This is a genomic window from Glaciecola punicea ACAM 611 (genome assembly GCF_000252165.1).
GTDB lineage: Bacteria > Pseudomonadota > Gammaproteobacteria > Enterobacterales > Alteromonadaceae > Glaciecola > Glaciecola punicea.
In genome coordinates, this window is record NZ_BAET01000024.1 from 1 (window position 1) to 10,372 (window position 10,372).

Below are 10,372 nucleotides of genomic sequence, written 5' to 3' on the forward strand. Positions count from 1 at the left end.
GACGCCTTTTTTAATATTTCACGCTCCATTTGTAAGCGCTTTTTATCTTTCCTGAGTTGAATGAGTTCAGCTCGTTCATCCGTTGATAACTCAGACTTTTCATTTTGTTCTTTAAATCTTGCCACCCAATTATAAAGCAATTTATCAGTAATATTTAATGAAGCAGCCGCCTCAACAACTGAATAACCTTGCTCAGTTACCAGTGATACCGCTTCTTGCTTAAAATCATTTGGATAATTCTTATTTGTACGTTTAGTCATTTTTACACCTCAATAAGTTGGAGTTTATCCTTTATTAATGTGTCCTGCTAATTCAACCACAACACAACTACATAAAGATACGAGATACAAGTAGATCTTAATTTTTAATTTGTTATTATGACTGAAAATAAATTCAACAGATTCTTATTTAAAATGGACGTTTCAAAAGATTATTACGCTATTCTTGGCATATTACCTTCAGCAGAAATCCTTGTAATTAAAGCTGCTCATAAAGCAATGCTTAAGGTTTATCATCCAGATAAATTTAAAGGAACAAAAGAAGAAGCCCACCTAAAAACTGTTGATATTAATGAGGCATATCGAATTTATGAAGCCATCATTTCAAAGAGTGATGCCCAAGGATCAACCAGATACGTCTTACCAGTAGCAGCTACTTTGAGATGCTTGAAAAAAGCTTCATATCCCAAACTAATTTAAGAACCAACAGTCAACATCTTTTCGTAGAAGTCAAATCCTGCTTTTTGAGCAAATCCGGCACTAATTTTCATAAGCTGCAAATCTGATGTAGAAAGGCTGCCCCTCAAACCAAGCCCCTTAGTAACCATTTTTGCTGCATTTATATTTACTTCTGCCTGACCACTTGCAGATAGTTTATTTGCATAAAATTCAGCTTCAGCCACCAATACATATGCCGCCAAGACTGCAATTTGACATTCACTAATAGCCTCTTCAGGCAATGCTTTAAACCATGCCTTCGTCATTTTAATAGACAAGGCTTCTAATTCAGATTCACTCATTAACGAGGTTTCACAAGATTCACCAACTGAAGCATTATATAAGCCTAATCGGACTAATTCAGCGACCTCTTTGATTTTTGATTTTTTAAAAAGACCAAACATTTAAAACCCCACCTAAATTAAAAAAAACTATATTTTTCTGATTAAAATTATTCTTAAATAGTTACTTGTTATATTGTAGAGCAGCCAAGATAAATAGTATCTTTCTCCAAAAAAGACATTTCACGACTCGCCATCTATTTCTTCATTCACCTTCCTGATTTCCCGAACAATGAAATAAAAGACAACGCTCAGCACACCAGCAACAAAATGCCAGGGGGCCCAAAAATACTACCAATTAAAAATAAAACAATAACCTGTGCAATTAAGTATTTACTGTACATGCTCATATTAATACTGCTCTCCTATTCCTCTCCATTCAGCCCCCAACCCCCTTTGCTCAACATCATGCCAATAAGAATCAAAACTAAGAACCACGAAAAAATCGAACCTAGCGCAGAGCCTATTAAGGCACCTAGCCAAAAGCGGACGTTCCACATTGAGGGTTTTAGTATCAAATAGATAGTCTCTGTACAAGTAGTAACATATCTCATAGCAATTATCATTTTATTTCAGTCGTAAATAGAAGCATTTACAAAATTGTTACAGCACTCATATTTTATATCAGGTTAAGTAATTAAATGGGTCTATCGAATCGAACAGTTCTTTTGCTAACTCCTTATCAGGGGCATCCAGCCAGATAAGTTCGCTAGCAAGCTCTCGTATATAGTCAATTTTATTTAGTTCCCATATCCCTAGGCCACTCCCTCGACTACTCATTTTATGACAAACCTTGATCAGTCCATCGCTATTTTTTAATTTCTCAAAAAAATATGAAAAGTAAATGAATAGTTCATGTTCTGGAACTTTCAATTTAGTCTTAAAAAAGACTTCGCTTATTGCTAATAAAGCATCTCTTTCATCGATATCTCGCATTGAAAAGATTAAAGCTGCCAATTCTACATATATTTTGTCACGCTCAAATAATTCAGGCGTTGTTTTTAACATATACTGTTGTTCATCCCCTAAATGTGGGGATTCAATCATGATGCCTTTTAGGAAGATATTTCCTGTTTTGAAACCATTTTCAGTATAAAGCCGAATCAATTCCTTTACTTTTTTTTCACCATTTTTCTCCGTCTTAAAATCAAACATCGAAACGTTTTTGAATTTTTTGTAGCAGTCGTCGCATATTTCAATTCTTAATACTATTTCTTTACCGTATTCATTCTGAAAGTTAGACCCTATCTTGATAGCGGCATCTGCTAATTTTGCAAAAAAACTCTTATAATATTTCAAGAAAACTAATGGAGCACACCCCCTATTTACTATTATCGCTTTGCAAAATTTACAAGACATAAATTACCTCTTTAATGTATGTTTCTTTTTCAACTTATACTGTTTTAACACTTTGTTGAAATCTAAGCCATGTGCCATATAAAAATCGAATTTGGAAGTTCAGGTTAAAACTTATTATTTAATTTATAGAAGTTTGAGCAATTATCTAAAGTCTATTGAAAATCAATAACCCTATGTTGTATTACGCATGGGTTACTCTTGTTTTTGGTCGTTAATGCCATAGGTCTTCTTTTTCAAGGTCATGACGACTAACATAAAAACCATGAGCCAAGAAAATATTGAAGCTACTAGCGCACCTAATATGGTTCCTGCAAAGGTGTAGAGTAATGTTTCATCACCACCTTCTTTTTTCCTTAGAATGCCTTGATATGTGAATATTAGGAATGAAAGAATAAACGCTACGCAAACTCCGTTGAAATACATGGGTGAACTCCAGTTTTGCTTGTTGGGTTAGCGGAGGCTGCAAATACCGTTGCTGTCCATTTTTATGTTTAGGCTTTTGAGTCTTTTTCTTATGCAGACTTCTATATTTTTTTCTAAATCTTTGAATTGGTCTCTCATGGAAGATTTGATATCTTCCTCACCTACATTTTGTGCTAGTAGGGATTCTTTGGCTTTTCGAGCAGCTTCATGTGAAAAATATATAACAAAGCCGCCTATTGCGGTGTTTCCTGTTTTTGCAAATTCTATGATTTTATCATCTCTGGCCCCGCTTAGAATTTCTGCGTCGGTTTCTTTGAAGATTTTCTTGATAGCGCTACTTCTTGCAAAAATTCTAAGTGTTGCTATTACAGCTAGAATTCCAAAGATCCATAAGATAATTTCCATAAACATCCCTTTTAGTTTGTGTAGTTTCTTTGTTTTTAGATCACAACCCGATGTTAAGTAAAGATACACGGCGGGATTATACTTTGACATCACCCAAACAGCACTTGGGTTCTAAAATCATCATCCCATGCCGACCAATGCCGTTTCCCAGCAATACTGTCTTTGAGCGGATGTGCCTTAAGTAAGTTTATCAGCATGCGTTTAAATAAGGACATGTTTTTAGCGCCATCCTCAGCGTAAATGAGGCTTTCATCTTCTATAAACGTCACATCTAGCACCCAGTGATAACTTTCAATCTGCCAATGGCCTCTGATAATCTTAGCAATTTCCTGAACATTATTACCCATAGAAGTCAGGTAGTACGTGGTTTGCTCTTTGTCTGGCTGCCCTTCTTGTTGGTGAGTTCGCACCACTTCTACTATATGTTTTAGCCCCTTCCCAATTCTCTATGCCGGCTATCCACGCATTAACGGCTAATACCGTATATTGCCTTTGTACAATGCGTCCATGATCACCATCAAGCTCAGTGAATTGATTGTCTTTTATATGCTCAGGCTCATCGCGTCTCATTTTATGGAAGTACGCTGCCATGTTTTCTTTCAGGTTTTTTTGATTATCTTTTACCTGCAGCATGTAGTCAGATCCTTTTCGCTGTGCCAACGCCGCAGTCTCAGTCTGGCAATGCATCGCGTCAGCGGATATTATTTTTCCTTTAACGGGCAGCGTTTCGAGCATTGATTGTAAGGTTTTAATCTCATTCTTTTTACCTTCGCTGGTGGTTTGATATAGCATCACACCGCTATCAACTACCATAGCACCCATTAAATGAATGGCGTCAACGTGCCTGTTGTGACCGGAGCCTCGCACGGTTTTTCCATCAAAGGCAACATGCTCTTTTCCGTTGTGTTCTCGCTGCTGATTAATCCACATGGCGAAACACTCCATGAGCACTTCTGCGCTTATCGTACGTATGATCCGTCCTATACTGTGTCGTGTCGGTATTCCTTCAGTAAACGGCCGAGTTTGTCTTAGCCAGTCAAGTTTTGCATTCCCAAAAACATTAATATCTTTCCAACCGCTTGCCCCGCTAAGGACCGCCGCCATCGTTAGAAAAATTATGCCTGTGAGTTCATAGCTTTTATTAATGTCTTTACGCGTATCTTCAATCTGGTCAAGATGGTCTATAAATGTCATGATTAACCCTAACAAGGAAAACCATTATTTGATCATGAGGAGGGCTCTCGTGCTAACCTTTTCTTAGACCAAATGGTGATCAATAATTTCTGCTTATAACTTTTAGTATGATCCCGCCGTGAGTAAAGATATATATTTTAAGTCTTTTTTTCTAAGGTAAAAGGGTATAAGGTAAAAAAATCAGAGTCAATTTAAGTAAGTCACACTATAATTCAGTTGATGGTTGCCCTTAAATTAGTAGGTTTTGAGCTTTAGAGGATATGGCGGAATGGGACAATTATATACAAGACTTAATTTCCGATTCCGAAAAACAATAATAGTGACAGCAAATTTTTTACCAATTCAAGCAGGGATGTTTATATGTTTATTATTCGATTAATTATAGGTATTGCGCTCATCGTGGGCGGAGTAATTGCTCAGGCCGCTTGGTTAGGTGTTTGTTTTGGCACTGTTATTATTGGTGTTTTACTTATATTCATTGCTCCAGGCATATTGTTTTTTCCATTCACGTTTGGGCTACTTCATGGTTTAGCGATTATCAAAGGAGGAGACTCAAATACTTAGTTTCTTTATTATGTTCTTAATTGTTGGGGGGATATTGGCAGTTGTTATAGATAATGCCGATACAGCTAAATTCGTAATTATTTTAATTTCAATTGCATGGGCGTTTGTATTTGGCCCATGGGCAATTGTGACATTCTTAGAATTGATTTTAGGCTTTACCCTAGTCAATAAACTTAAAAAGGAAAATTAGTATGGGATTTCTAGATAAATTACTCGGAAATGATGATGAACGCTTTAGCCAGCTTGTCAAAATTTCATTAGAAAAGCCAACAACCGGAATCGAACATGGCGTTAAGCCATTTACATTTGAAAAAGCAAATACATATGCCTACACATATGTGAATTCAGCTTATTATGAGATATTGGTAAATGAAAATGATGCGATAAGAATTCCTTACAGCTCACGTAGATTAAAAAACAATGATCCTAACTTTTACATCGTAACTATTAGAGAGACCAAAGATGGTCTGGCTTTATTTGAAGCTGAACTAGATAACATATAACAAATATCATTTTTCAAAAATTAAAGACAATAAAAAACATATAAGTTTATTTTAATGAAGTCAAAAGAAACAAATTGTCTTTGTGATTGCAACCCTTCCTTATTATGTTGAATTGGTACTGATTAAAAATTGTTACGGTAAATCATGTAGCTCAGTAACACTGATCTAGGTGTCGTTTGATTGAATTAAAACACTTATTGCCCAAATAACTCCTACCCAAGAAAGAATTCCATATATCACAGCTGAAAATGTAGTTTGAATAAAAATTTCTAAAAGGTTGTCCCTTGCTGCTGGATGAACAGATCTTCTCTTAGATAAAGCTTGAATAAAGCCACCTATCGATCCAATTAAAAATGCCACAATAGCACCAGATAAATACATTATTAGCTCCTCCTGAGCATCAAGGTTATTAAAAACCATAAATATGGGGACTGTGGCATAAAGATACTAACTGACAACTCACAATAACACCAAATACCTTTATCTATATCACACCCGCAATTTATGTAACAGCAAGTACACCTAATATTTTGTTTAATCATCGAAAACTCTCTTTTTCGTAAGAGGTGTTAGATGCACTGTAAGCGCCAGACGAACCGACGTCCTTATTTTTTCATTTCCATTGGTGCATAATTTTTTATCGTAACCCACGAGGAAAAATAATGACAACAAAACAAACACAATCATTTTGGCAGCAACATGTCAGCCAGTGGCAACAGTCTACTTTAAGCCAAGCGCAATATTGCAAAAAGCACGACCTCAAGCCGCACAGCTTAAGCCACCACAAGCGTAAGCTTGAGACTAAGCGCGAGAAAGTGGCAAGCTCAGGCTTTATAAAGGTGACTGTCCCGCAAAGGGTTGAGCTGCAAACACCGTTAACACTTCATTTTGCCAGTGGATTATCGCTGTCGGGAATTGAGGTCAATAACATCGCTTTAGTGAAGCAGCTTACGGCCGTATTATCATGACATCAGTAATGCGCCCGCGCATGTCGCTGACTGAGATTTATCTGTACCCACACGCTATTGATTTTCGTAAGTCGTTTCGAGGCCTAAGTCCCATTGTTGAATGTGAATTAGGCCACAACCCTTTTAGCGGCCATCTTTATGTATTTACCAACAAACGGCGTAATAAAATCAAATTATTATTTTGGGAGCATAACGGTTTTGTGCTGTATTACAAAAGCCTTGAGGAAGATAAATTCATCTGGCCGAAGGATGAAAAAGAGCTGATGACATTGAACGGTCAGCATATAAATTGGCTACTCGATGGCCTTGATATTAGTGCCATGAAAGGTCATAAAAAGTTGCATTATGAGCATGTTTTTTAGGGCTTTTTAGCGCAAAGTTTAGTATAATAATGGGCATGAAATTACCGCCCAAGACCAATAAAAACGAGCCTTCTAGCGATAGCGACACCATGTCAATATTGCAAGCGTTGTTGTTTGAAAAAGACGGTGTGATTTTAGAAAAAGACAGCCTCATTGGTGAGCAAAATGATATCATCGAGAAGAAGTCTGATGTCATCGATTCACTTAAACACCGCGTTAAAATGCTCGAAGAATACTTAAGTTTAGCCAATAGCAAGCGCTTTGGTAAAAGCAGTGAGCAAACCGACTCTCCCCAAGGTGACTTGTTTAACGAGGTGGAAGTCATCAGCTCGCCTGAGCAAGATGAGCCTGAGTTACCGCCAAAAGATGAGAAGAAGGCTAAAACGGGCCGCAAGCCCTTTGCCAAGAACTTACCTCGCCATCGGGTGTTTGCTTATTTAACGGATGCTGAAAAAGAAGGCGCGATCAACACCTTCTTCGTCAAAGTCAGAGAAGAGCTAGACATTATCCCTGCCAAAGTACAAATACTCGAGTACATGCAGGAAAAAGCGGTGTTTAAAGACGCGCAAGGCAACAGCACCATGAAGGCCGCTGCAGTCATGAAGCATCCTGTACCTAAAGCCATGGGCAGTATCAACTTGATGACCTACATTATCATCGCCAAATACGCTGATGGTATGCCGCTTTACCGACTTGCTAGCAGGGACTGAAGGCATAATAAAGCGCTATGGCGGGGATATCACCCGAACCACCTTAGCCAATTATGTGATTGCGCTGGCAAAACTCGCCCAACCCTTAATTAACTTAATAAGGGAGGCGCAAAATAATGGGCCACTCATTATGGCGGATGAAACCCGCATCCAGGTATTGAAGGAGCCTGGGTATGCGCCTACCGGTGATAAATTTATGTGGGTGACGCTTGGCGGGAAACCCGACCAGCAAAGTGTGTTGTTTGATTACGACCCATCTCGCGGTGGGCACATCCCTATGCGCCTGCTAGATGGCTTTACTCACGGCTACCTGCAAACCGACGGTTATGCGGGCTATAACGAAGTGTGCAGAGAAAACATGCTAATTCAGCTTGGCTGTATGGATCATGCACGACGCAAATTCATAGAGGCACAAAAAGTACAGCCCAAGGGCAAGAGCGTAAAAGTCACCAAAGCCGACATGGCCTTGAGCTTTATTAATAAACTTTACATGATTGAACGCAAAATCAAACACCTTAGCGATGATGAAAGATTGGCGGTGCGTCAAGAACAAAGCAAACCCATCCTCAAGCAACTTAAGAAATGGCTAGAAAACAACATGCCACGCGTGGCGAAAGACAGCTTAACCGGCAAGGCCATGACGTACTTGCACAACCAGTGGGACAAGCTCAATGTGTACTGCACCGATGGACAGCTTAGCATAAGCAATATCATGGCAGAAAACGCTATTCGGCCGTTTGCTTGTGGAAGAAAAGCGTGGTTATTCGCAGATACACCAGCGGGTGCAGATGCCAGCGCTGTGCACTATAGCCTCATCCAAACAGCTAGATTAAACGGACTTGAGCCTTATGCTTATCTCAATTACGTGTTCAAAAAGCTACCCTATGCCGAAACGGTTGAAGACATAGAAGCATTATTGCCTTGGCATGTTAAAGCGAATAAGGCGCTAACCACTTCCTAGGTTTATCAGACCCTTACCGAACACCCTTCGTGTAAATTGACAAAAATGTTTCATACTTTCTGCCTCGGTTATAACGGCTTTAAGCTAGTATATGGTGCATATAAAGAAACAAAGTATCATACTTATTTCAGCTTACTCTTTGAGTCAACGTAATTTAATGACAATAAAGTGTCATACTTTACGCTCCTTTGGGCGGAAAGGGGACATAAAATATTTCGAAATATCAGGTAACATTTAGCTAGGAATTATCATTTTGACAAAATTGAACAATTGAACTCACAGCGATAAATGGCCGTTTAGTTTTTATTTCATTTAGACAAGTCTAGGGCGCATTACGGAAATTAGTATTGCAACTGCTTTGGGCAAGAGTTCGAGACCAACGGTCTTAAGATTTTGCTGCTTTCGTAAAAATAAAACCGCCTAGTGTCCAGTGGAGAATTCTTCGCACTTTTACCATCTAATCAAACCAGTAACGAGATTAAGGTTGAAGCGATTATGTCTTCACTATATTCATAGTAAACACGTGTCTCTTTAAGCTTGTCACGAGAAGGACTTGGTTTCGCTCCGTAGGCTAAGTAGTATACTCTGTAGCAATAGTGCTACATTAAGCATTACGAGACTGGCGAAGTAAAAATAATCCAAAGATTGTCACCGGCAATATACAGACTGTTGTTTAGACATTAATTGACTTTACTAAGGCTAGCTCAAATAAAACCATTAAAAGGATAATTTGATTGCTACAAACGACGGAAAATAAATGGGTACAGGAACTTTTTCAATGGGCTGACGACAATAATATCCCTGACTTGTTTTATATTGAAGAAGAATTTTTTGATATAAATGGTGATTGTTTTTACGAAAAGATTCCGTTGGGTTTGACAAGGAATGAAGAGAAGTTAGTTAAGCTAGATGAGCTTAACCTTTGTTGGCACAACTGTTCAGAAATGCCGGAACAAATAAAGTACCTAACTCATCTCAAAAAACTTAATTTCGCAAAAAGTGCCTGTGGCACACAACCTCCATTCTATAAAAATGCAGACGGGCCAAATAGACTAAAGGAAATCCCTGAGTGGATTACAGAATTATACAACTTAGAAGAATTAAATCTCTCCGAAAATGAAGTTCGATACGTGCCCGAATATATTGGAAAACTGACAAAACTAAAAAAGCTCTATTTGCATAATAACGGAATTGTCTTTATCGAGCCTGACTTGGCGAAACTCAAATCTTTAGAAGTATTGTGGCTCGATGGTAGTTATTTACTTGTCTTGTCACAAGCTCAAACGCTTTTGGAAAGATCCGGCATACTCGAAAAGGACGATAGGTCTAAACACTGTCATTTGCAATTAGATTTACGGATTATGGATTTACTCAGTAAAGACAATTTAGACGAACTTCTCGATACAAGCTCTGAACTCTATTTCAGCCCCCATAGATACACACTTATTGCGTGTCGTTATGCAATACATATACTAATTGGACTGAAAAAAACTGTAGACCACACACGACTAAATGAGAGTTGGTTAAACTTAACAGACATAAGAAAACTAGTTTGTCAGCTACCGAAATTAAATGAGTTGTGGTTAAAAGGCTTAAAGGGTTCTATGTATGGACCAATTAATTTGCATCATAACGGTATAGAATTAATTACGAGTAAAAAAAATGTAATCATAGACTTTGACCATATCCTAATAGAGCCATGGGCCAATGAACCCCTTGGCAATAACTTTGGAAATATACTGACGGCGTTGGACCTGTGGGGGGATTACAGTTAATGATTGATATGTTCACTGAAACATATACTAGTTCAATAGTCACTTGTGTTGAGCACCCGTTTACGAGAAAGAGAATGTTAATGTTAATCAG

At 38.1% G+C, this 10,372-nt stretch carries 17 protein-coding genes; 9 read left to right on the forward strand and 8 right to left on the reverse strand.

The features are described from left to right. Positions 1-260 (reverse strand): IS3 family transposase (locus GPUN_RS09600; RefSeq protein ID WP_040520864.1); only part of this gene is annotated, 260 nt, incomplete at its 3' end. 117 nt (positions 261-377) lie between these two features. Here GPUN_RS09600 and GPUN_RS09605 point away from each other — a divergent pair. Then, a complete protein-coding gene (locus tag GPUN_RS09605; protein WP_040520866.1) occupies positions 378-698 on the forward strand; it encodes a J domain-containing protein in 321 nt (106 codons plus the stop codon). On the opposite strand, the gene GPUN_RS09610 is transcribed toward GPUN_RS09605, so the two are convergent. The 6 genes from GPUN_RS09610 to GPUN_RS09635 form a co-directional block, all read right to left on the reverse strand. Further along, positions 695-1,120: a hypothetical protein gene (locus tag GPUN_RS09610; protein WP_006006097.1), complete on the reverse strand. Its 426-nt coding sequence runs from the start codon at positions 1,118-1,120 to the stop codon at positions 695-697. The two genes, GPUN_RS09605 and GPUN_RS09610, sit on opposite strands and share 4 nt — an antisense overlap. A 561-nt stretch (positions 1,121-1,681) precedes the next feature. Further along, positions 1,682-2,416 (reverse strand): hypothetical protein, encoded by a 735-nt coding sequence (locus GPUN_RS09620; protein ID WP_006006099.1) that lies wholly within the window; start codon positions 2,414-2,416, stop codon positions 1,682-1,684. A gap of 192 nt (positions 2,417-2,608) precedes the next feature. Next, complete coding sequence (locus GPUN_RS09625; protein ID WP_006006101.1) at positions 2,609-2,839, reverse strand: hypothetical protein; 231 nt, start codon at positions 2,837-2,839, stop codon at positions 2,609-2,611. 27 nt (positions 2,840-2,866) lie between these two features. Continuing rightward, positions 2,867-3,244, reverse strand: coding sequence for a hypothetical protein (locus GPUN_RS09630; RefSeq protein ID WP_006006103.1), 378 nt, complete (start codon positions 3,242-3,244; stop codon positions 2,867-2,869). Positions 3,245-3,333: 89 nt separating this feature from the next. After that, complete coding sequence (locus tag GPUN_RS13725; RefSeq protein WP_369403277.1) at positions 3,334-3,657, reverse strand: ISAs1 family transposase; 324 nt, start codon at positions 3,655-3,657, stop codon at positions 3,334-3,336. After that, positions 3,584-4,438, reverse strand: coding sequence for an ISAs1 family transposase (locus GPUN_RS09635; protein WP_051987332.1), 855 nt, complete (start codon positions 4,436-4,438; stop codon positions 3,584-3,586). Before GPUN_RS09635 ends, GPUN_RS13725 begins: the two co-directional genes overlap by 74 nt. A 360-nt stretch (positions 4,439-4,798) precedes the next feature. Here GPUN_RS09635 and GPUN_RS09640 point away from each other — a divergent pair, with 360 nt between their 5' ends. From GPUN_RS09640 to GPUN_RS09650, 3 genes are read left to right on the forward strand one after another with little or no spacing between them, the layout of a single operon-like run. Beyond that, positions 4,799-5,002, forward strand: coding sequence for a hypothetical protein (locus GPUN_RS09640; protein ID WP_006006105.1), 204 nt, complete (start codon positions 4,799-4,801; stop codon positions 5,000-5,002). 34 nt (positions 5,003-5,036) lie between these two features. Then, positions 5,037-5,192: a hypothetical protein gene (locus GPUN_RS14375; protein WP_158309272.1), complete on the forward strand. Its 156-nt coding sequence runs from the start codon at positions 5,037-5,039 to the stop codon at positions 5,190-5,192. A gap of 1 nt (position 5,193) precedes the next feature. After that, on the forward strand, positions 5,194-5,505 hold the full coding sequence (locus GPUN_RS09650; protein ID WP_006006109.1) for a hypothetical protein: 312 nt from the start codon (positions 5,194-5,196) through the stop codon (positions 5,503-5,505). Between the two features lie 165 nt (positions 5,506-5,670). Here the strand turns inward: GPUN_RS09650 and GPUN_RS09655 are convergent, their stop codons facing one another. After that, a complete protein-coding gene (locus GPUN_RS09655) occupies positions 5,671-5,886 on the reverse strand; it encodes a hypothetical protein (protein WP_040520872.1) in 216 nt (71 codons plus the stop codon). Between the two features lie 281 nt (positions 5,887-6,167). On the opposite strand from GPUN_RS09655, the gene tnpA reads away from it, so the two are divergent. The 5 genes from tnpA to GPUN_RS09680 all read left to right on the forward strand — a co-directional run bounded on the left by tnpA (position 6,168) and on the right by GPUN_RS09680 (position 10,281). Continuing rightward, a complete protein-coding gene (gene tnpA, locus GPUN_RS09660) occupies positions 6,168-6,473 on the forward strand; it encodes an IS66 family insertion sequence element accessory protein TnpA (protein WP_006006110.1) in 306 nt (101 codons plus the stop codon). Next, positions 6,470-6,835 carry an IS66 family insertion sequence element accessory protein TnpB gene (gene tnpB / locus GPUN_RS09665; RefSeq protein WP_006006112.1) on the forward strand — a complete coding sequence of 122 codons (366 nt, stop codon included), beginning with the start codon at positions 6,470-6,472 and terminating at the stop codon, positions 6,833-6,835. The genes tnpA and tnpB overlap by 4 nt, the downstream gene beginning before the upstream one ends. Positions 6,836-6,864: 29 nt before the next feature. After that, a complete protein-coding gene (locus tag GPUN_RS14550; protein WP_006006114.1) occupies positions 6,865-7,545 on the forward strand; it encodes an IS66 family transposase in 681 nt (226 codons plus the stop codon). After that, a complete protein-coding gene (gene tnpC, locus GPUN_RS14555; protein ID WP_006006116.1) occupies positions 7,508-8,506 on the forward strand; it encodes an IS66 family transposase in 999 nt (332 codons plus the stop codon). Before GPUN_RS14550 ends, tnpC begins: the two co-directional genes overlap by 38 nt. 734 nt (positions 8,507-9,240) lie before the next feature. Continuing rightward, positions 9,241-10,281, forward strand: a complete 1,041-nt coding sequence (locus GPUN_RS09680; RefSeq protein ID WP_006006118.1) for a leucine-rich repeat domain-containing protein — start codon at positions 9,241-9,243, stop codon at positions 10,279-10,281. Positions 10,282-10,372: the final 91 nt, after the last annotated feature.

What these genes read in the sequence shown, in the direction of transcription:
- GPUN_RS09625 (WP_006006101.1), bottom strand. Translation starts at nt 2,839, where the DNA reads ATGTATTTCAACGGAGTTTGCGTAGCGTTTATTCTTTCATTCCTAATA.
- GPUN_RS09610 (WP_006006097.1), bottom strand. Translation starts at nt 1,120, where the DNA reads ATGTTTGGTCTTTTTAAAAAATCAAAAATCAAAGAGGTCGCTGAATTA.
- tnpA (WP_006006110.1), top strand. Translation starts at nt 6,168, where the DNA reads ATGACAACAAAACAAACACAATCATTTTGGCAGCAACATGTCAGCCAG.
- GPUN_RS09630 (WP_006006103.1), bottom strand. Translation starts at nt 3,244, where the DNA reads ATGGAAATTATCTTATGGATCTTTGGAATTCTAGCTGTAATAGCAACA.
- tnpC (WP_006006116.1), top strand. Translation starts at nt 7,508, where the DNA reads ATGGTATGCCGCTTTACCGACTTGCTAGCAGGGACTGAAGGCATAATA.
- tnpB (WP_006006112.1), top strand. Translation starts at nt 6,470, where the DNA reads ATGACATCAGTAATGCGCCCGCGCATGTCGCTGACTGAGATTTATCTG.
- GPUN_RS09635 (WP_051987332.1), bottom strand. Translation starts at nt 4,438, where the DNA reads ATGACATTTATAGACCATCTTGACCAGATTGAAGATACGCGTAAAGAC.
- GPUN_RS09640 (WP_006006105.1), top strand. Translation starts at nt 4,799, where the DNA reads ATGTTTATTATTCGATTAATTATAGGTATTGCGCTCATCGTGGGCGGA.
- GPUN_RS09605 (WP_040520866.1), top strand. Translation starts at nt 378, where the DNA reads ATGACTGAAAATAAATTCAACAGATTCTTATTTAAAATGGACGTTTCA.
- GPUN_RS09655 (WP_040520872.1), bottom strand. Translation starts at nt 5,886, where the DNA reads ATGTATTTATCTGGTGCTATTGTGGCATTTTTAATTGGATCGATAGGT.
- GPUN_RS14550 (WP_006006114.1), top strand. Translation starts at nt 6,865, where the DNA reads ATGGGCATGAAATTACCGCCCAAGACCAATAAAAACGAGCCTTCTAGC.
- GPUN_RS09650 (WP_006006109.1), top strand. Translation starts at nt 5,194, where the DNA reads ATGGGATTTCTAGATAAATTACTCGGAAATGATGATGAACGCTTTAGC.
- GPUN_RS09620 (WP_006006099.1), bottom strand. Translation starts at nt 2,416, where the DNA reads ATGTCTTGTAAATTTTGCAAAGCGATAATAGTAAATAGGGGGTGTGCT.